The following is a 20,135-nucleotide window of genomic DNA, read 5'->3' as shown; positions in this document are numbered from 1 at the left end:
GTTTTCTATCACCATCTGTTTAGTACGATTTACTTTATGATTTTTTAAACGGTGGCGTTTCATAGACGCCGTGTTTTTTCGTTTGTTAGTGTATATAAAATTATGGCGCTCTCTTCTTTTTTTCGTTCCTCGCCCCAAACCAAGCAAACCTCTGGCTCAGACGGTGTTCTGTCTATGCCATCAGCGCGCGCAATTTTATTATCAAGCGTCGGCTGTATGATGGTGCTTAGTCTGCTGATGGTTGCTTCTGCTTCTATTCCTTTTGCGCTTAGCCGCGGTATGACAGAGCTGTATTTTTTCAAAAACCAGCTGTTGTATATGACGATTGGTTTAATCGTTGCGGTTATTCCTTATTATGGCGTGTCTTTACGCACACTTTATAAAACTGAGACCCAGTTTGCTTTGTTAGGCATCACAGGGCTACTGCTTGTTGCCACGTTGTTTAGTACGCCAATTAATGGCTCCAAACGTTGGCTCACAGTAGGCGGCTTTAACTTTCAGGTAGCTGAGTTGGCCAAACTGGTCATGATTGTGTTTGTATCTGACTTTGTAGTGCGTCGATCTTTTGAAGTTCGTAATGGCCTAGACGGTTTTTTGCGAATTATGTTGGTAGTAGCGCTGATAACGATACTGCTATTGTCGCAGCCAGATTTTGGTTCTTTTGTCGTCATTATTGGTACGCTGTTCGCGATTTTTTATATTGCTGGAGCACCTTATAAGCACTTCTTAGCCTTGGGTGCTGCTGCTGTTGGTGGTGCAGTGTTAATGGTGACTACGGCAGAGTACCGACTGGTGCGTGTGATGTCGTTTATGGATCCATTTGACGATGTACAAGATACTGATTATCAGCTCGCACGTAGTTTGATCGCCTTTGGTCGTGGGCAGTTCACGGGTGTCGGCTATGGCGAAAGTGTACAGAAACTGTCGCATTTGCCTGAGGCGCACACGGATTTCTTATTGGCTATTACGGGTGAAGAGTTAGGGTTCGTCGGTGTCAGCATGGTACTGATACTTGAAGCGTTAATTATCGGTAGTGCGATGCGGATCAGTTACAACGCGCTCAAACGCCGCCAGATGCGCATGAGCTATACTGCTTTCGGTATTGGTGTGGTATTTATTGCCCAGACGATTATTAACGCTGCGATGAATATGGGTGCCATTCCAACCAAAGGTCTCACTATGCCGTTCTTTAGTTATGGTGGTTCGTCTATGTTGATTAGTTTGGTTATGGTCGCTCTATTATTAAAGATATATAAAGAAAGCCCTGAAATAGAAAAAAGCCAATGCCGTTATTATTAATAGGCTCTATATATAATAGTCTTTGCATAGATTCAGACTTTCGGTAAATAGTGTGCAGTACTATTGCAATAAAAAGCGTCACTCATAGTGGCGCTTTTTATTGTCTATGTCATGACTTTTGATGGAATAACTCTTATTAATAAGACAGATTTAACTGTTGCTTGCCTTGTAGTGGGGTATTGTCCCATTGAGCAATGGCTTGTTTGAGCATATTTTCTGGGGTATCGATATCGACCTTTACTTGCTGTAATAGAGATAGGGCTTCAGCAATAAGTTGACTCGGGTCTGATGTGTCGATTGGTTGGGCAAGGTTCTGCTTAGAGAGCTTTTGGCCGTCAGCATTATTGATCAATGGCAGGTGATACCATTGGTCAATAGTGGGTAGGCGGGCTGCTTGCATGATGCCGATTTGCGCGGTCGTCATAGGTAGGATATCAAGACCACGCATGATATGAGTAACCTGCTGTAGACCATCATCGAGACTGGCTGCCAGTATGTAATTGATCATACCATCTTGGCGACGAGCGACCATATCGCCTAGTGTCTGCTGCGGATTATCCCATTGTAGTCCTTGAATACCATCATTGAACCCAATCCGATAGTCTGGTAGCTGAATACGTAGCTTATGCTGCTGTCTATCAAGGTCAGCTGCCACACAGCGACGCGGATACCGCTGCCTATTGAGTTGTACTTGGTCAATTGATGGAACTTGTTCGTCTAACGATATCTGATCAGTTGGCGCAGCTAAGCTAGCACGACTATGATTTCTACTTATCTCTTCTTGCGCCCAGTACTGCTCTAAATCTTTACGGGAGCATTGGCAGCCATAGGTCAACGGCCCTAGGTATGATGATAGATAATCGTTGTAGATATCAATGCGCTCAGACTGATAAATAACATCACCATCCCAATGCAATCCAAGTGCCTCAAGATCCATTAAAATTTGCTCAGTGAACTGCCGATCACAGCGTTCAGTATCGGTATCTTCCATACGCAACAGCCATTTACCACCGATTGATTTGATATGGCAAAAGCTGGCAAGCGCGGTGGTTAGAGAGCCGAGATGTAACTCACCCGTTGGTGAAGGCGCAAAGCGGCCGATAGGCTGTGATGGTAGCGTTTGAGTTGGCATGACGGTAGGCATTGTTTTCAAAATAAATGGCTGTCTATAAAAGGTAATAAAGATAGAATAATAAATATGAGTATCAAAAGATATTCATTAAATGAGATTGTTTTGTTGGTCATATCATTATTCAGGCGATTGTATTTGTCAGAGCAAAGTCAGTAATGCAGCAAAGTAGTCACAGTCTAAAATACAAAAAGCGACCTGTTATAAGGTCGCTTCTGCTTACATTCATATCTGTAATATCTGATCTAAGCGCCTTGGTTTTGACGTTCTTTGATTTCAGATAAGGTTTTGCAGTCGATACATTGAGTAGCGGTTGGACGTGCTTCAAGGCGACGTAATCCAATCTCTACACCACAAGTCTCACAAAATCCATAGTCGTCATTTTCGATTTCTAACATAGATTTGTCGATTTTGCGGATAAGTTTGCGCTCACGGTCGCGAGTACGTAATGCCAATGCAAACTCTTCTTCTTGAGTGGCACGGTCATTGATGTCTGGCATGGCGCTTGACTCATCTTGGATGTAGTTTTTAGTACGATCCGCTTCGCCAATCAGTTGGTTTTTCCAATCCAATAAAATAGCCTTAAAGTGCTCCAACTGCGCATCAGACATATACTCTTCGTCTTTGGCCGGCACATAAGGAGTAAATTTAACTTCACTCGGATTCGTGGTCAGGGTGCTCATATGGGTATCCTACTTTTTCAAATTAATTCAATAAAACGACGTATCAAAAGACAAGACGTTATTAATGCTACAAACGCTACAATTTGTCCTTTTATCAAACGTTTCACCACTTGGTAATACAAGTAACACAGCTGATCAAATAATATCGTAGACTTTATATCTTGACAGTTATATACCGATTGTTAGATAGGTTGTTATATAAACTTCGGTTTTAATAATACTGTCTAAAGCATGCCGTAGGTCATTGATTGTGAAAACTGAGCTTGTGGTTAATGGGCCATCCTAGCTATCGTGCAGTGGCTTCATATTAGATATTGGGCCACCCTTGCTTTATTTCATAAGTTGTATCATTGTTTGTAATAATAATGAAGTGATTTTTTATATTGAATGCATATTTTATTTGTTTATCATCGCATTTTCGATTAGGAATTATTGACGAAAGCTATAAGTATAAAGGGCTATAGCTTTTACTAGTACCAATAATTCTGGGCATCAAGTATCCAGTCTTTCAACCCAGCTTGCAACTGTTCCATTGTTGGCTAATTGCAACCAGCGATATCCTGGTAATGCATGCTCATCATAAGAGAAATCATCTTCATAAGGTTTGAACTGATAGCAGGTAGATGGTGTGCTATACACCGTGACGCCTTGGCGCAGACGAACTTGATCTTGATGAGTATGCCCACTGATCACCACTTGTAGCTGTTCAAATGGTGCCATATGCTGCCAAAAACTCTCAGTGTTTTCTGCCATATGGGTATCAATCCAAGCAGAATCAACTGGAACAATATGATGGTGTAGGGCAATTAATGCGGGCTTATCACAGGTGCTGAGTCTCTCACATAGCCAATTGATATCAGTGGGCGTGATCTCGCCTGCAACCTTACCAGAAATGGAGGAGTCTAATAACAACAGCTGCCAGTATTCAGTCTCAATGACATGACGACTTAACAAACGTGAGTCAGCAGGCTGAGCGACAAGCTCTCGCTGAAAAAACGGCAAGTCTTTACCGTTTTCATCTGTTACATCATGGTTACCAGCAATACAAGCAAAAGGAATCTGAGTCGCTTGTAATACCTTAAAGATATGATCGTAAATTGTAGACTTTACACGATTAACCAAGTCACCGGTCACAATAATCAAATCACAGCGAATGTCTTCACTAAGCGCCTGCTCGAGCACTGCTTCAAAGCTACGCTGACAAGTCACGTCATCACTATAGATGTCACTCTCATCAACAAAGACAGGCGTCGATAAATGCAAATCAGTAATCTGTAAAATATTTATCGTTTGGTCGGAGGTGCTTAACTTATTGGCAGGATAGTTTGGCATTGGTTCAGTCCCTTATCGAATCACAACAATAAGTATTGTTAGCGCGAGTATGGATAAATGAGCTACTATTTTTCACTGGGTATTTATAATTATCATCAATCTACTATAGAAGAGCACAGCGCTTATCTTGAGTTTACTTTAACTCGAATAAACGATATTTCTACTATTAACTAGTGATATCAAAGCCAAAGCCAACTTATAGTATTATCGAACTAAAGCATTCATTATATTAATAAAATAAAATTGAACAAAAAGATAGCGAAAAACAGTCATAATTTATTCATTATAACGTATTTATAGCGACGCTAACTAAAGTTTTATCTTTATTAACTTCGAAGAAATCAATGCTATAAAAAATAAAGCTGCCAATATCAATACGATAGATAAACCAGTTTGTATGTCCAACCAAATACTACCCCACACACCAAGTGTCACACCCAGTTGAGCGACTATCAACGCAATAATCACCATTTGTTTTGGTGAAGTAACCCACAAACGCGCGGTAAGAGCAGGTAATACCAACAGCCCGCTAATCAATAAGCTACCGACGGCTTGTAAAGCAACGGCACAAAAGCCTGCCAAAATACCCATGAAGAACAACCGTTGACGGGTAGGGTTAATGCCTTGGATACGCGCCAATGCTTCATGCGTTGCGAGTTTGATTTGTGCGGGCCAAATATAGCTGAGTAAGCCTAAGCCTATCAGTACGCACCCTGCGAGTAGGGGTAAATCACTCCAACCAAGTTCCAGTAAATTACCAAATAAAAACCCCAGTACATTGGCTTGTTGGTCTGTCAGCTGGGTCAAGGTCAATAAACCCAAGCATAACAATGACACAGCAACGACGGCCAAAACTGCGTCAGCAGGCAAGCGTTCATCATCAATTAAAACCAACCCTAACACGACAGCGATACTGACTAACGCAACACCGATGCCCATCGGCATTTGCCACCAAGCTGCTAGAGCCACACCCAACAAAGTGCCATGTGCTAAAGCATCAGCGAAGAATGCCATACGGCGCCACAATACCAAACAACCTAAAGGTGCGGATAGTAGCGCTAAAATACTGCCAGCGATCCAAGCAGGAGCGATAATAGCTAACCATGAGGTCATAATAAATATCCATGAAATTTTATAGAGGCTTAATGCTGCGTTGCTAGATGTCAAAACATCAAGAGCTATACAGCTATAATGTATGCGGTGCTCAGGATTATAGTTCGAGCTCGTTTGGTGCATGATGCTGGCAAGCGTGTGGTTGATGCACGTAGGGCTGCTCATAGTAATGGCCAAACAATTTTTTGAACTCGGTACTTATGGCAAGCTCACTTGGTTGTCCCTCACAGCAAATATGCTTATTGAGACAGATAACGCGTCGACTGCCTCTCATAACCCAATGCAAATCATGGGATATCACTAACATGGCACAACGTAAAAAATCTGGTAGCTTATCGATAAACTGATATAGCCAAACCTCTGTATCAGGGTCAAGCCCTTGCATAGGCTCATCCAAAATCAATAAGTTCGGTTTGTCCAATAATGCTCGGGCAAGCAAAACTCGTTGGGCTTCTCCGCCGGACAAATGCAACATTTGCCGTGATAACAAATGCGTCAGTGCTAAATTATCAAAGATAAACTGGCGCTGCTCAGTGGTTAGTCGCTTTTTATCTGCTTGATCCAAAAGATCACTGACGCGCAATGGCAATATCGGTGGCACAGCAAATCGCTGCGGTACGTAGCCAAGCTGTAATGGCTGATGTGCTGTGATGCTGCCTTTGGTGGGGTCAATCAAACCCAAAATAAGCTTGACCAGTGTCGATTTTCCAGCTCCATTAGGCCCAACGAGACTCACGGTTTCATTGGTCGCAATGTCGATATCGATATTCGAGAGAATACGTTGTGGCCCAATATAGTAGCTGATATCACGTAGGCTCATCAGTTGGCTAGCATCGTTTGCAGCATTACTATCTGCAGTAGGTGCGACCGGCTGTTTAGAAGGTAGAGTAGACAGGCTCATAATATGACAACGAATAGATAAGTAAAAGATAGAGATAACCAAAATATGGATATTAAGAACGAACAAAGAGAAGGGTGGACAATATTTATAAACTACTAGGTTTATAAGCTACTAAGTTCCTGAGTTTATAAGCTACTAAGTTTGTAAGTTGCTGAGTTTATAAGCTATTGACAGGCCTGACACCGACCGCTAAGTTCGATCACACTGCGTTCAACGACGAATCCCACATCCTGCTCAGCAAAGGACATTATTTCTTGAACGGGTAGGCTACTGCATTCTTGCACACGTTGGCACTGCCCGCAGATCAGGAACGCCGCTGTATGCTGTGCTCTTGGATGGCAGCAAGGCACATAAGCATTAATAGAAGTCAATTGATGAATCAAACCTTCGCTTAATAAAAACTCTAAACTGCGATAAACCGTTGGTGGGGCGACGTTCTTTGTGGTTTTTCTTTTGCCCGACTGATCTTTTGTTTCGTCACTATTGTCAGTATCTGATAGACGCACACTCTGTAATTGAGCGATCAAGTCGTAGGCACCGATAGGCTTGTTTGCTTCTAATATCAGCTGATATATTTGCTGACGTAACGCAGTAAAACGTGAGCCATTTAAGCGACACTGCTCTTTTGCAGCGTTGAGGCGCTCTATGACGTCCTGTGGCGTAAAGTCTTGCGCATCATGCAGATGTTCACAAATGGATGAATGAGTAGACATGGTACCGACTCCTAGAAATAAAATGGCTTTTTTATTATGTTTTTTATTGTTATAGTATAACATAATAAAACGAAAAGAAGATAAGCTGTCTTAAGCTATCTGGTATCTATTACGTTTTCATCAAATGCGTTATTTCATGACTAACACTCATTCTTCATCACCTATATAGCGAAGATACCAACTATGAACTCAGTTTTTAATCACCTAATACGCCCAACCACTATACTAAAACGTTTACTAATTTCAGGCATGGCGCTGAGTCTTCTGACACTAAGTGCTCAAGCAGCAACCGTAAGTGTAAGCAACTATCCGATGTTTTTACTCAGTGAAGCGGTCACTGAAGGCGCACCATCAGCCAATAGAATCTTACAGGCAGGTGATGTTGGGCATCATGGTAGTGTTAGTCCAAGTGATATGAAAGCCATTAAAGACAGCAAATTTGTAGTCTGGTTTGGGCCTGTATTAGAGAATAGTCTAACTGGTAGTTTGAAAAATGCACCCAACGCCATTGCTATGTTTGAGTTTGATGCGTTTAACCGCTATCCGCTGCGAGACGTAAAAGGCGAGGCAATTGAAGGTACGCTAGATCCACATATTTGGTTAGATCCTGAAAATGCTAAAGCTATTACCCGTGCACTAGCCGTGATCCACAGCCATGCTAATCCGGAGTATACAAGCACTTATCAAGCCAATGTTAAAAAATTTGCGGAACGTATGGATAAAGCGGTCGCTGACGTACAGAAAGGCACACAGGAAAATCGCCCTTACTGGGCATATCATGATGCCTATCAATACATTGAAAAAGCTGCTCATATAAAATTAGCCGGTAGTCTAAGTCCGGATCATCATATTTCTCCTAAAGCCAGCCAGCTACTTTGGTTGAATAAGAATCGTCCTGTGAAGCAAATGTGTATGGTTAACCAAGGCACTGTTTCAAAAGGTCTGCTTGCCAAACTGCAGCCAGTCAATACAACCATACAAGTCGAAGACATGAGTAATAATAGCAAAGACTTTATTAGTAGTTGGCAAACTATGGCTCAACAAATTAATAAGTGTGTTGCACAATAGAGGCGATATAGATTACTACATTATAAGCCGCGTAGAAGTATCTATGTGAGAGCGTGATATGAACTTGGTAAGTGAAAATGCGCTATTACCATAACTGTTTTGAGTTAGGTTACTGATAAAAGTCATATTTTACTTGCTTAATAGTTACGCTCTACCTATAATAAGTAGCGTTTTATTTTGGCCGAAAGGTAATGCCTGTAGAGTAAGTCATTCACGGATAAAATTATCATAAGTATGATATATTGTCCCAATGCTGTAAGGGCTATAGGAATACCGATGACCAAGCCTGCCAAACGCACGCAAAAAGACAAGATTGGCATCTATATTAAACGACAAGCATGGATACTATTTATCCTTATTATCATTGCTTGGTTAGTAGATACTATTTGGCTACATAGTGAACTTACGATAGCAAAAAGCGCTGCAATTGGTGCGCTATTAAGTTTTATCACTCAAGCAGTATTTGCGTTTTTTATTTTTTGGTACACCGGATATCGCGCGCGCCAACACATCGTTAGCCAGCTATATCGGGGTCAAATGTCAAAATGGTTATTGACCGTGTTTGGTTTTGCACTAATTTTTATTACCGTACAACCCCTATCTGCGCCAGCGCTGTTTATCGGTTTTATGGTAATGCAAATTAGTCACAGTTGGATGTTGTGGCATATACGCTAGCGCTAATAAATGATCGCTAAACAGATGGTTTATTAATAGTACTGGCAAGTCACCCTGCCGTCCAGCTTCTCTATGACTAGTTCGAAAAGTCGAAGCACAACGCTGTCTTAGGATAGTACCAGTGATTATAAAGACCGCACTATGAGTCTCAATGTTAGACGTAGTATGCAGTAAGAGGGTAGGGGTTATTCAACTATCTGTATTGCTGATAATTAGATTACTGATATCTAATTATGGTTAGTGGCTATATTAGCAAGTAAAACTGGTGGCTAACTTATTCATACAGTGGATAAAAAAATCACAATTGACTTTACACGAATACAACGCTGCATTAATATAGGCGGCTAAATATTTTGCTTATAAGCGCTATATTAGGCGCCGATCGTAAAAAACGGTCAGTGGGCAAGCACATATATAATAATTTTGCGTATAAAAATGCAAGGGCTATTACTGATTCATCATAAGCCCTTTTTTGATAGCTAAAATTTATCTCAAGCTATCAATTATTGCATATTAGTAATAGAACTATGGGTTGGATGTTGTTGGTTACATGAGCGCTTTAGCATGAATTATTTGCTTGCTTATAAGCACATCAAATAAAACACTAAAACCTCATCAGATGACAACCATATTTTTGGTAGTTGATTAAATCGTTGATTAATAAGAAGCTTACATTATGGCATCCGAGCAAACATCATCAGAATATATCTCTCACCACTTAACGAATTGGACGTACGGCTATCTGCCGGGCGAAGGTTGGAAAGTTGCCTATACTGCTGAAGAAGCAGGGCTAATGGGCTTTAAAGCTATCCATCTTGACTCTATGCTATGGTCAATTGGTCTGGGCATTCTATTTTGTACCATCTTTTGGATGGTTGCCAAAAAAGTCACTTCAGGCGTGCCAGGTAAAATGCAGGCAGCAGTTGAATTGATCGTTGAGTTTGTTGATAACAACGTTCGTGATTCATACAGTGGTACATCAAAACTGATTGCACCATTGGCGTTGACCATCTTTGTTTGGATCTTTTTGATGAACTTGATGGATTTAATACCTGTTGACTTCGTTCCAGGTATTGCGGGACAAATTGGTGCTGCAATGGGCCATGATCCAAATCATGTTTTCTTTAAGATTGTTCCAACGACTGATCCTAACATCACGCTTGGCATGTCTTTCTCTGTCTTTGCACTGATTATCTTTTATAGCATTAAAGAAAAAGGTTTAGGCGGCTTTATTGGTGAATTAACACTACATCCGTTTGGCGCCAAAAACCCAATCGTACAAGCGATTTTGATTCCCATCAACTTCATCCTAGAAGCAGTTACTCTAATAGCCAAACCTGTATCACTTGGTTTGCGTCTATTCGGTAATATGTATGCTGGGGAATTGATTTTCATACTGATTGCTCTAATGCCGTTTTGGATTCAATGGGCGTTATCGGTACCGTGGGCTATCTTCCACATCTTAGTTATTACACTTCAAGCGTTCGTATTTATGATGCTGACGATAGTTTACATGTCGCTTGCATCATCAACTGAACATTAATTAGACATTCAATAGGTAAATGAGGATACATCAATGGATCCAGTATTAGGTGGTTACACAGTTATCGCAGTAGCGCTACTTATCGGTCTTGGCGCACTTGGCACAGGTATTGGTTTTGCTATTCTAGGTGGTAAATTCCTAGAAGGCGTAGCACGTCAGCCAGAACTAGGCTCACAGCTACAAACTCGTATGTTCATCGTAGCAGGTCTTCTTGATGCTATTCCGATGATCGGTGTTGGTATTGCTATGCTATTGTTATTCGCTAACCCTCTAGCAGGTTAATCAGAAAGCTCAGTTGTAAATGTTTGGTAGTCAAAGTTTGTATCTTAACCATAGCCAAAGTTTGGCTATCAAATATGATCAATGAAACTGATTTTTCATTAACAAAGAGGTGATCACGTGAATATCAATTCTACCCTCATCGGTCAAGCCATTGCTTTTGCAATCTTTGTGATGTTCTGCATGAAATTCGTGTGGCCACCACTTATTGGTGCCATCAATGAGCGTCAGCGTAAAATTGCTGAAGGCCTGAATGCCGCAGAAAAAGCAAAAGCAGACCTGGCGACCGCGGAGCAAGATGTCCAGCAGGAGCTTACTCTTGCAAAGACTAAAGCTGCTGCTCTAATCGAGCAAGCGAACAAGAGTGCCAACCAGCTTGTCGAAGATGCAAAAACGCAGGCCCAAGCGGAAGGCGAGCGCATTCGTCAACAAGCGCAAGCATCTATCGATCAAGAAATCAATCAAGCGCGTGAATCATTACGTGCCCAAGTTGCTGAACTGGCTGTACTTGGTGCAGAGAAGATTTTGCAAGACAAAGTCGATGTGCAAAAACATGCCAGTATGTTAGACCAACTGGCGGCGAAGCTGTAATTGTGAGGATATAATGGCTGACTTATCAACCTTAGCACGACCGTACGCTAAAGCCGCGTTTGACTATGCCAACGAAAACGGCGCAGTCAACGAGTGGGAAAACTTCTTACTTGTTGCTAGCACTGTTGTCAATGACAAGTCGTTCAGTACTTGGCTAGACAATCCAGCTGTTTCTGCTGAGCATAAGTCAGCTGCTTTGGTCGATCTTTATGATACGCAAGTAGCTAGCGCTAATGATTCTGCTTTTAAGCAGTTATTAAGCGAAGCTCAAGGGACTAGCCTTGACAGTAACGTAAGCTATCCAAAAGTATCAGTAGCACTTAGTAACTTCGTTAAACAGTTATCAGAACAAGAGCGTCTGGCGCTGCTTCCTGAAGTTTATGAGCATTATCGCCGTCACAAGGCAATAAGCTTAAAGCAGCTTGACGCATATGTGACCTCTGCCTACCCATTGACTGATGAACAGCGTCAAACGCTACAAACGCGTCTTGCTGCCTCGCTAAATGCTAGTGTAGTGATTCACGAATCAGTTGATCCAAGTCTATTGGCAGGCGCTACAATCAAAGTCGGTGACAAAGTCATTGATGATTCGATGCGCGGCAAGTTACAACAGTTAAAAACACAGCTAACTGCCTAATGCCAATCATCAATACAGTCAAATATTGGCTGTATGATTATAAGAGCAATTAAGTCAGTGGGCGGGTTATCATAAATTAAAGGAAACAAGGCAATGCAACAATTGAATCCAGCGGAAATCAGTAACCTGATTAAGCAGCGTATTCAAGACCTTGATGCGGGTGCAACTGCAAAGAATGAAGGCACGATTGTCAAAGTATCTGACGGTATCGTGCAGATTCATGGTCTTGAAGATGCCATGTACGGCGAAATGATTGAGTTTGAAGGCGAAATCTACGGAATGGCTCTAAACTTAGAGCGTGATTCTGTTGGCGCGGTAGTACTTGGTGATTACCTAAAGCTGCAAGAAGGTCAAAAAGCCTATTGTACTGGTCGTATTCTTGAAGTACCAGTAGGTCCTGAGCTGTTAGGCCGTGTTGTTGATGCTTTGGGTAATCCTATTGATGGCAAAGGTCCTATCGATGCCAAGATGACTGATAAAGTCGAAAAGATCGCTCCAGGCGTTATCGACCGTCAATCAGTAGATCAACCAGTAATGACTGGTTATAAAGCCGTTGATACCATGATTCCAATCGGTCGTGGTCAGCGTGAGCTTATCATTGGTGACCGTCAGACTGGTAAAACAGCGATGGCTATCGATGCGATCATCGCACAGAAAGCTTCAGGCATTAAATGTGTATACGTGGCTATCGGACAGAAACGTTCAACTATCGCTAACGTAGTACGTAAGCTTGAGCAAACTGGCGCACTAGAATATACCACTGTTGTGGTTGCTTCAGCATCAGAGCCTGCAGCACTTCAGTATATTGCACCGTATTCAGGTTGTACGATGGGCGAATACTTCCGTGACCGCGGCGAAGATGCACTGATTGTATTTGATGACTTATCAAAGCAAGCAGTTGCTTATCGTCAGATTTCACTACTATTACGTCGTCCGCCAGGTCGTGAAGCTTATCCTGGTGACGTATTCTATTTACACTCACGCCTACTTGAGCGTGCATCGCGTGTAAATGCTGATTATGTGGAAAAGTTCACTAACGGTGAAGTGAAAGGTAAAACTGGTTCTTTAACCGCACTACCAATCATTGAAACACAAGCTGGTGACGTATCTGCATTCGTACCAACCAACGTGATTTCGATCACTGATGGTCAGATCTTCCTAGAGTCTAGTTTATTCGCCTCAGGTATCCGTCCAGCAGTAAACGCTGGTATCTCGGTATCTCGTGTTGGTGGTGCCGCTCAGACTAAGATCATCAAAAAGCTATCTGGTGGTATTCGTACCGCTCTAGCTCAGTATCGTGAATTGGCAGCATTTGCTCAGTTCGCCTCAGATCTTGATGACGCAACTCGCGAACAGCTTGATCATGGTGAGCGTGTAACTGAATTGATGAAGCAGAAGCAGTATCAGCCGATGTCAATCTCTGAGCAAGCAGCCGTTATCTATGCTTCAAACGAAGGCTTCTTAGCTGACGTACCTGTCGAAAAGATTGGTTCTTTCGAAGAAGCGTACCTACGTTATATGCATGATGAGCAAAGTGAATTGATGCGTGAGATTGATGACACTGCGAACTACAATGATGATATCGCAGGTCGTTTAAAGTCATCTCTAGAGACCTTTAAACAAAATCACAGTTATTAATTTAACGGGTTAAGCCGAATTGGTTATAACTGTAGCTTAGAGCTGATAAAGTGGCGCGTTGTCTGACCAGATATTTGCGCCACTGTTTTAACCATTACCGGTATTAGATCGCGTAATGCCACAAGATATAAAATGTTATTCTGTAGGATTGATGTTGTATATCAAACGATTGTCGCATGCGCCAATGCTTTTTAACCCTCTTATATTGGAATCATTATGGCAAGCTTAAAAGAGATACGTGCCAAAGTCACCAGTATTAAAAGCACCCAGAAAATTACTCGTGCTATGCAAATGGTAGCGGCAAGTAAAATGCGCCGTGCGCAAGAGCGCATGGAAGTGGGTCGCCCGTATGCTGATAGTATGCGCCGGGTTATTTCACATTTGGTGCATGCCTCATCAGACTACAAACATCCGTATATGGTATCGCGTCCAGTCAATAAGGTTGGCTATATTGTCATTACCTCTGACCGTGGCCTAGCGGGTGGTTTGAATATTAACTTATTCAAAGCCCTAACTAAAAGTATCCAAGATTATCAAGATCAGTCTGTACAAGCTGAGTTTGCAGTCATCGGTGCCAAAGGTGTGAGTTTCTTTAAAAACTTTGGTGGTAAAGTTACATCGGCTGTGACCGATTATGGCGATAAACCAACGTTTGAACAATTGAATGCACCGGTTCAAGCGATGCTTGAAGACTATAGTAACGGTAATATTGACCGTATCTATGTGGTCTACAACCGATTCATCAATGCGATGACTCAGAAACCAACAGTCAATCAGTTGGTTCCTCTACCAGAGCAGTCATTTGATGATGAAGACAGTGGTCTACAGACAGAACTTAGCTGGGATTATATCTACGAGCCTGACATCAAGACGTTAATTGATGAATTGCTTGGTCGCTATATTGAGTCGATTGTTTATCAAGCGGTAATGGAAAACATTGCCTCTGAGCAGTCTTCACGTATGGTTGCGATGAAAGCGGCAACAGATAATGCTGGTGACCTTATTAACGATTTACAGTTGGTTTATAACAAGCTGCGTCAAGCGGCGATTACCCGAGAAATCTCGGAAATCGTTGGCGGTGCTGCTGCTGTTTCATAATTGACTACACCTATATATAGAAGTTCAAGGAGAACGCAATGAGTAGCGGTCGTATTGTACAGATTATTGGCGCGGTTCTTGACGTTGAGTTCAACCGTAATGAAGTTCCTCAAATTTTTGATGCCTTGCAAGTAGACGGTACCGAAACTACCCTAGAAGTACAGCAACAGCTAGGTGACGGTATTGTACGTACTATTGCAATGGGTTCAACCGAAGGTTTAAAGCGTAACCTACCTGTTACTAATACTGGCGCACCTATCTCTGTGCCTGTAGGTACTGGTACGCTAGGTCGCATCATGGATGTTCTTGGTCGTCCTATCGATGAAGAAGGTCCTGTTGTTGCTGACGAAAAATGGTCTATCCACCGTGAAGCGCCAAGCTACGCGGATCAGTCAAACAGCACTGAGCTACTAGAAACTGGTATTAAAGTTATCGATCTACTTTGCCCGTTTGCTAAAGGTGGTAAAGTTGGTCTGTTTGGCGGTGCTGGTGTTGGTAAAACCGTTAACATGATGGAGCTGATTAACAACATCGCTCTAAAACATGAAGGTTTGTCAGTCTTTGCTGGTGTTGGTGAGCGTACTCGTGAAGGTAACGATTTCTATCACGAAATGCAGGAAGCTGGCGTTGTAAACACTGAAGACTTTAGTAAGTCTAAAGTAGCAATGGTATATGGCCAGATGAATGAGCCACCGGGTAACCGTTTACGTGTTGCACTGTCTGGTTTGACCATGGCTGAGTACTTCCGTGATACCAAAGATCCTGTTACTGGCAAAGGTCGTGACGTACTATTGTTTGTTGATAACATCTACCGTTATACACTAGCGGGTACAGAAGTATCAGCACTACTTGGTCGTATGCCGTCAGCAGTTGGTTATCAGCCAACACTAGCTGAAGAGATGGGCTTACTACAAGAACGTATTACGTCAACTCAGTCAGGCTCTATTACTTCAGTTCAGGCGGTATACGTACCTGCGGATGACTTGACCGATCCATCACCTGCTACAACGTTTGCTCACTTGGATGCAACCGTTGTACTAAGCCGTGATATCGCATCACAAGGTATCTATCCTGCGGTTGATCCATTGGATTCAACATCACGTCAGCTAGATCCACAAGTAATCGGCGAAGATCATTACAACGTTGCTCGTGGTGTTCAGGAAGTTCTACAGCGTTATAAAGAGCTTAAAGACATCATCGCTATCTTGGGTATGGATGAGTTATCAGAAGAAGATAAACTGGTTGTTTATCGTGCTCGTAAGATCCAGCGCTTCTTGTCTCAGCCATTCCACGTAGCCGAAGTCTTCACTGGTGCACCTGGTAAATACGTACCACTACGCGATACCATTGCTAGCTTTAAAGCAATCATCGCTGGTGAATATGATGACCTACCAGAGCAGGCATTCTACATGGCTGGTAGCATCGATGAAGTAGTCGCTAAAGCTGAAAAAATGAAGTCTAAGTCAGCGTAAGTTGTATAAGCATAAGCTAACGAGTAGATATAATATAAACCTTGTATCTACTCTTCAGTAACGCATCGCAGTTTTACTGTTTTTTGATCGCGCTTTGATGGTAAGGAATTAAGTATGGCAACGTTACAATGTCGCGTCGTAAGTGCTCGTGAAGAGTTATATTCAGGCGAAATTAGCATGTTAATAGCTACTGGTACCGAAGGCGAGATTGGTGTATTGCCAGGTCACACACCGCTTATTACTTTGCTAAAGCCAGGTGCAATGCGAGTGCAAACACCAAACGGTGAAGAAGAAGTAATTTACGTCTCAGGTGGTGTATTAGAAGTACAGCCTAAGATGGTTACGGTATTGGCTGATACAGCCATGCGTGCACACAATCTTGACGAAAGCAAAATCGTTGAAGCACGTAAAAAAGCTGAGCAAATGCTAGTTAACCAGTCTGATACGCTACAAACAAATGCGGCTTTGGCCTCACTTGCAGAGTCAGTAGGACAATTACAGACTATCCGTAAGTACAAAAACCGCGCGTAATTTATTACTGATAGCTCTAGCTAATCATTTAGAGTTATCGCTAAAAGTAATAATAAAAAGACAGTCCATTATATGGGCTGTTTTTTTATGTCTATTCGTTATGAAATTAACGGTTCTGAGGTAAATACACACGGTTATTACTTGGATAGTATTTGTAGTAGTTCAATCTATTCTCAGAAAAAATCTTTTATTATCAATGAATCATCGCCTATTAGAATTTTCTTAAAAAGACACTGGCGACAGCGTTAATATATGGTTATATTAGACATAACGTATTATAAGTAACGAGCAGTAACTGTACGCGATAACGTTGGCTCGATGGTTTGGATAATTAGCAAACGATAGATAATACAAATTGCAATGTACTAACGAAGTAATTGACGTAATTTCTGGACGCAAACTAAAGTTTTGATAGGGGTAGTTTATAGGTTTTGTTACCGACTATAAGCTATAGTATAGGAAGCTGATAATTTAATAGTATACTGTGCTACCAAGTTTGTAACAGCTATACGAACATCAATTGTGCCACTATATGGTGCTATTAATTTTACCGCTCTTACTTTTACTGCTTTTAAATTAGATGTATTAGAGGATATAACAATGACAACGAATGAAGAAGACAACACCCCCCGAATCTTGATTGTTGAAGATGATGAGCGCCTGGCCATGTTGACTCAAGATTACTTGGTCAAAAATGGTTTAGAAGTGGCAATTGAAACTGATGGTAATCGTGCTATTCGCCGTATCGTCAATGAGCAACCAGATATGGTTGTACTGGATGTCATGCTACCTGGTAGTGATGGTTTGACTGTCTGCCGTGAAGTTCGTCCGCACTATCAAAATCCAATTTTGATGTTGACTGCACGTACTGAAGACATGGATCAGGTATTGGGTCTTGAAATGGGTGCTGACGACTATGTTGCCAAGCCTGCTCAGCCACGTGTATTGCTTGCACGTATTCGCGCGCTACTGCGCCGCTCAGAAAATGCACCATCAGAAGATGTGCCACAACGTCTAGAGTTTGGCGAGTTAGTCATCGACAATGGTGGTCGTTCAGTTAACCTAGGTGATGAGTTGGTTGATTTCACAAGTGCTGAATATGATTTACTATGGTTGCTTGCTTCTAATGCAGGTCGTATCCTATCTCGTGAAGATATCTTTGAGCGTCTACGCGGTATTGAGTATGATGGTCAAGATCGTTCAATTGACGTACGTATCTCACGTATTCGTCCAAAAATCGGTGATGATCCAGAAAATCCAAAGCGTATTAAGACCGTACGTAGTAAAGGCTATCTATTCGTAAAAGAAGGCAACTAATATTGTTGCTTTTATAGGTTGATTAATTATTAATCACTATTCGAAAAAACCAGCAACGATGCTGGTTTTTTTGTGGCTAAATTTTAATTTTTAAACTTAAATGCAGTGTTATGTGGTTTAATTAAGACATTATTATAGACGCTGACTAAATATATGTCATACATATAAGTCTTTGGATGATTGCTGCATATGGATTAAAATGCGGTAATTAAAAGTCAAAGTTAAAGTTTATCCCTATTCAATCATGTTCGATATCGTCAAACACATAGCACTACCTATATGTTTGATGATATTGGCAATCTCTATTTATTAAGTTGGTCACGGCACGTATGTCATTAGTCTCTTCTTTAAAACACAGTATTTTTGTTCGTATCTATGCTGGGCTACTTATAGTCTGCTTGTGTGTGGCATTGTTTGCGCAGTTATTGATGGATACCATTAATAAGGAGCGTGTGCAGTCCTATCGTGAAAATATGGCAATGGGGGCTTTCCATTTGGTGAGTGAAGGAATCTCTCACCAAAATAGCGAAGAAGAGCGTGAATATTGGTTATCAGATGCGAGTAGTTTGTTTGGTACTACTTTTAAAGTCTTGCCTATTGACGAAGTAGATTTTAGCGCCAGTGAGCTACGCCGTTTTAAAAATGATAATACCGTTGTGCGTTATTTCAACCAGCCTGTATATGCAGATGTTTATTATCGTTTGCCAGACAACAAGAGTGTGTTAACAGCAAGAATCTCTCAAGTTACCGAACAGCAAGTACGGGCAATCGCGGTCTTTTTATTAGATGACTTGTCTTATCACATGACATTATCGGACAAGCGTGCACGTTTGGCTGAATTGGAAAAAAAGTTTTCTTTTCCTTTAGCGTTCAAAGCAGTCAATACACTTGAGTTAGATTCAGATCAGATGTCTCGTCTGCGTCGTGACGAAGTCGTCATATCACTGCAAGATACTAATAGTAGTACAAGTAACTCGGCGATTAGAGTAGTGGTACCCTCTGAAATCAATGATATGGCAATTTTGATTGGGCCTATACCGTTATTTAATTGGTTCCCGCTCAACTTAATTATTAGTATGATTCTTATTAGCATGTTCCTAATTAGCTTAGGTGTATATGCGCTCATCTTCCCGCTTGAACGTAAGCTACAATTGATTCAGGTAGGTGTAAATGAGGTCAGCCAAGGTAACCTTGATATTCAAGTACAGGTTATTGGTCAAGATGAAATAGCACGTTTGTCAGCGACTTTTAATGCCATGACCTCGCATATTAAGCGTTTGATTGAATCACAGCGAGAGCTTACCCGAGCGGTCTCACATGAGCTGCGTACGCCAGTGGCTCGTATTCGATTTGCGGTAGATATGCTTGCTGATACGGATGACGAAGACTCACGTTTTATGCAGCGTGACTATATTGATGAAGATATTGAATCGCTTAATGGTTTGATTGATGAGATTTTGACCTATGCTAAGCTTGAGGAAGGGTCACCAAAGTTAGACTTAGAGCCAGTAAACTTAAGAGAGCTGTTAGAGCAGATCGAGCGCGAAACCAATGCGCTAGGTAAACCCATCAAAATAGTAACCAGTTTGCCAAATGCCAAAGTAACGGCAGTTGCAGATAGACGCTACTTACACCGTGTGATTCAGAACCTTGCAGGTAATGCGTTACGCTATGCAGAAACAACCATTATCATTAGTGCTGGTGTCAAAAAAGGCAATGCCTTCGTTAGTGTCGAAGATGATGGACATGGTATTCCTGAAGCAGATCGCGAAAAAGTATTCATTCCATTCTCACGCTTAGATGACAGCCGTACACGCGCGTCAGGTGGCTATGGCCTAGGCTTGTCTATTGTATCGCGTATTGCCTTTTGGTTTAATGGTAGTATGAAGGTAGATGAGAGTCGTGAGTTAGGCGGCGCAAGGTTCGTGATGACGTGGCCTATTAAACCATTGACGCAAATTCTTGCTGCTGATGAATTGACGCAGGAGAAAAGCGAGCGCGACTTCGATACTAAGTTGTCAGATTAGACCAAGTTATAGGGCTAAGCTATAAGAGCAAGCTATCAGACTAAATCATCAGACTACGCCATAATTATTAGTCATGATACTAAAGATAA

General features: G+C 41.8%; 19 protein-coding genes. 13 read left to right on the top strand and 6 right to left on the bottom strand.

Annotated features, from left to right (window positions below):
* Nucleotides 1-102: 102 nt before the first annotated feature.
* Entirely contained in the window at nt 103-1,299 is a 1,197-nt protein-coding gene (locus AK824_RS12480; RefSeq protein WP_182176715.1) for an FtsW/RodA/SpoVE family cell cycle protein, read from the top strand.
* 136 nt (nt 1,300-1,435) lie between these two features.
* On the opposite strand, the gene gluQRS is transcribed toward AK824_RS12480, so the two are convergent.
* The 6 genes from gluQRS to AK824_RS12450 all read right to left on the bottom strand — a co-directional run bounded on the left by gluQRS (nt 1,436) and on the right by AK824_RS12450 (nt 7,170).
* Nucleotides 1,436-2,431, bottom strand: a complete 996-nt coding sequence (gene gluQRS / locus AK824_RS12475; protein WP_057762677.1) for a tRNA glutamyl-Q(34) synthetase GluQRS — start codon at nt 2,429-2,431, stop codon at nt 1,436-1,438.
* Between the two features lie 242 nt (nt 2,432-2,673).
* Nucleotides 2,674-3,111: an RNA polymerase-binding protein DksA gene (dksA, locus tag AK824_RS12470; RefSeq protein WP_057762021.1), complete on the bottom strand. Its 438-nt coding sequence runs from the start codon at nt 3,109-3,111 to the stop codon at nt 2,674-2,676.
* Between the two features lie 492 nt (nt 3,112-3,603).
* A complete protein-coding gene (locus AK824_RS12465; protein ID WP_057762019.1) occupies nt 3,604-4,443 on the bottom strand; it encodes a metallophosphoesterase in 840 nt (279 codons plus the stop codon).
* A 309-nt stretch (nt 4,444-4,752) separates the two neighbouring features.
* Entirely contained in the window at nt 4,753-5,556 is an 804-nt protein-coding gene (locus tag AK824_RS12460; RefSeq protein WP_057762017.1) for a metal ABC transporter permease, read from the bottom strand.
* Nucleotides 5,557-5,653: 97 nt separating this feature from the next.
* Nucleotides 5,654-6,376, bottom strand: coding sequence for a metal ABC transporter ATP-binding protein (locus tag AK824_RS12455; protein ID WP_057762674.1), 723 nt, complete (start codon nt 6,374-6,376; stop codon nt 5,654-5,656).
* A gap of 245 nt (nt 6,377-6,621) precedes the next feature.
* Entirely contained in the window at nt 6,622-7,170 is a 549-nt protein-coding gene (locus AK824_RS12450) for a Fur family transcriptional regulator (RefSeq protein WP_057762015.1), read from the bottom strand.
* Nucleotides 7,171-7,353: 183 nt separating this feature from the next.
* Between AK824_RS12450 and AK824_RS12445 the strand changes: the two genes are divergently transcribed.
* From AK824_RS12445 to AK824_RS12390, 12 genes are all read left to right on the top strand, one after another.
* Nucleotides 7,354-8,238, top strand: a complete 885-nt coding sequence (locus AK824_RS12445) for a metal ABC transporter solute-binding protein, Zn/Mn family (protein WP_057762013.1) — start codon at nt 7,354-7,356, stop codon at nt 8,236-8,238.
* Between the two features lie 276 nt (nt 8,239-8,514).
* Entirely contained in the window at nt 8,515-8,913 is a 399-nt protein-coding gene (locus AK824_RS12440) for an ATP synthase subunit I (protein WP_057762011.1), read from the top strand.
* A 676-nt stretch (nt 8,914-9,589) separates the two neighbouring features.
* Entirely contained in the window at nt 9,590-10,456 is an 867-nt protein-coding gene (gene atpB, locus AK824_RS12435; RefSeq protein WP_057762009.1) for a F0F1 ATP synthase subunit A, read from the top strand.
* Nucleotides 10,457-10,489: 33 nt separating this feature from the next.
* Complete coding sequence (gene atpE, locus AK824_RS12430) at nt 10,490-10,738, top strand: F0F1 ATP synthase subunit C (protein ID WP_010197960.1); 249 nt, start codon at nt 10,490-10,492, stop codon at nt 10,736-10,738.
* Nucleotides 10,739-10,855: 117 nt separating this feature from the next.
* Nucleotides 10,856-11,326 (top strand): F0F1 ATP synthase subunit B, encoded by a 471-nt coding sequence (locus AK824_RS12425; protein ID WP_057762007.1) that lies wholly within the window; start codon nt 10,856-10,858, stop codon nt 11,324-11,326.
* Nucleotides 11,327-11,339: 13 nt separating this feature from the next.
* Nucleotides 11,340-11,963 (top strand): F0F1 ATP synthase subunit delta, encoded by a 624-nt coding sequence (locus tag AK824_RS12420; RefSeq protein ID WP_057762004.1) that lies wholly within the window; start codon nt 11,340-11,342, stop codon nt 11,961-11,963.
* 93 nt (nt 11,964-12,056) lie between these two features.
* A complete protein-coding gene (gene atpA / locus AK824_RS12415) occupies nt 12,057-13,601 on the top strand; it encodes a F0F1 ATP synthase subunit alpha (RefSeq protein ID WP_057762002.1) in 1,545 nt (514 codons plus the stop codon).
* Nucleotides 13,602-13,817: 216 nt separating this feature from the next.
* Nucleotides 13,818-14,699 (top strand): F0F1 ATP synthase subunit gamma, encoded by an 882-nt coding sequence (atpG, locus tag AK824_RS12410; protein WP_057762000.1) that lies wholly within the window; start codon nt 13,818-13,820, stop codon nt 14,697-14,699.
* A gap of 38 nt (nt 14,700-14,737) precedes the next feature.
* Entirely contained in the window at nt 14,738-16,171 is a 1,434-nt protein-coding gene (atpD, locus tag AK824_RS12405; RefSeq protein WP_057761998.1) for a F0F1 ATP synthase subunit beta, read from the top strand.
* A gap of 114 nt (nt 16,172-16,285) precedes the next feature.
* Entirely contained in the window at nt 16,286-16,702 is a 417-nt protein-coding gene (locus AK824_RS12400; RefSeq protein ID WP_057761996.1) for a F0F1 ATP synthase subunit epsilon, read from the top strand.
* 600 nt (nt 16,703-17,302) lie between these two features.
* Nucleotides 17,303-18,019: a response regulator gene (locus tag AK824_RS12395; protein ID WP_057761994.1), complete on the top strand. Its 717-nt coding sequence runs from the start codon at nt 17,303-17,305 to the stop codon at nt 18,017-18,019.
* Nucleotides 18,020-18,348: 329 nt separating this feature from the next.
* Complete coding sequence (locus tag AK824_RS12390; RefSeq protein WP_057761992.1) at nt 18,349-20,046, top strand: ATP-binding protein; 1,698 nt, start codon at nt 18,349-18,351, stop codon at nt 20,044-20,046.
* Nucleotides 20,047-20,135: the final 89 nt, after the last annotated feature.

Origin of the sequence: Psychrobacter sp. P11G3, from assembly GCF_001435845.1 — a bacterium.
In the GTDB taxonomy this organism is placed as follows: domain Bacteria; phylum Pseudomonadota; class Gammaproteobacteria; order Pseudomonadales; family Moraxellaceae; genus Psychrobacter.
The sequence above is the reverse complement of the archived record's forward strand: the minus strand, read 5'-3'. Positions and strand labels throughout refer to the sequence as shown.

What these genes read in the sequence shown, in the direction of transcription:
- AK824_RS12480 (WP_182176715.1), top strand. Translation starts at nt 103, where the DNA reads ATGGCGCTCTCTTCTTTTTTTCGTTCCTCGCCCCAAACCAAGCAAACC.
- gluQRS (WP_057762677.1), bottom strand. Translation starts at nt 2,431, where the DNA reads ATGCCAACTCAAACGCTACCATCACAGCCTATCGGCCGCTTTGCGCCT.
- dksA (WP_057762021.1), bottom strand. Translation starts at nt 3,111, where the DNA reads ATGAGCACCCTGACCACGAATCCGAGTGAAGTTAAATTTACTCCTTAT.
- AK824_RS12465 (WP_057762019.1), bottom strand. Translation starts at nt 4,443, where the DNA reads ATGCCAAACTATCCTGCCAATAAGTTAAGCACCTCCGACCAAACGATA.
- AK824_RS12460 (WP_057762017.1), bottom strand. Translation starts at nt 5,556, where the DNA reads ATGACCTCATGGTTAGCTATTATCGCTCCTGCTTGGATCGCTGGCAGT.
- AK824_RS12455 (WP_057762674.1), bottom strand. Translation starts at nt 6,376, where the DNA reads ATGAGCCTACGTGATATCAGCTACTATATTGGGCCACAACGTATTCTC.
- AK824_RS12450 (WP_057762015.1), bottom strand. Translation starts at nt 7,170, where the DNA reads ATGTCTACTCATTCATCCATTTGTGAACATCTGCATGATGCGCAAGAC.
- AK824_RS12445 (WP_057762013.1), top strand. Translation starts at nt 7,354, where the DNA reads ATGAACTCAGTTTTTAATCACCTAATACGCCCAACCACTATACTAAAA.
- AK824_RS12440 (WP_057762011.1), top strand. Translation starts at nt 8,515, where the DNA reads ATGACCAAGCCTGCCAAACGCACGCAAAAAGACAAGATTGGCATCTAT.
- atpB (WP_057762009.1), top strand. Translation starts at nt 9,590, where the DNA reads ATGGCATCCGAGCAAACATCATCAGAATATATCTCTCACCACTTAACG.
- atpE (WP_010197960.1), top strand. Translation starts at nt 10,490, where the DNA reads ATGGATCCAGTATTAGGTGGTTACACAGTTATCGCAGTAGCGCTACTT.
- AK824_RS12420 (WP_057762004.1), top strand. Translation starts at nt 11,340, where the DNA reads ATGGCTGACTTATCAACCTTAGCACGACCGTACGCTAAAGCCGCGTTT.
- atpA (WP_057762002.1), top strand. Translation starts at nt 12,057, where the DNA reads ATGCAACAATTGAATCCAGCGGAAATCAGTAACCTGATTAAGCAGCGT.
- atpG (WP_057762000.1), top strand. Translation starts at nt 13,818, where the DNA reads ATGGCAAGCTTAAAAGAGATACGTGCCAAAGTCACCAGTATTAAAAGC.
- atpD (WP_057761998.1), top strand. Translation starts at nt 14,738, where the DNA reads ATGAGTAGCGGTCGTATTGTACAGATTATTGGCGCGGTTCTTGACGTT.
- AK824_RS12400 (WP_057761996.1), top strand. Translation starts at nt 16,286, where the DNA reads ATGGCAACGTTACAATGTCGCGTCGTAAGTGCTCGTGAAGAGTTATAT.
- AK824_RS12395 (WP_057761994.1), top strand. Translation starts at nt 17,303, where the DNA reads ATGACAACGAATGAAGAAGACAACACCCCCCGAATCTTGATTGTTGAA.
- AK824_RS12390 (WP_057761992.1), top strand. Translation starts at nt 18,349, where the DNA reads ATGTCATTAGTCTCTTCTTTAAAACACAGTATTTTTGTTCGTATCTAT.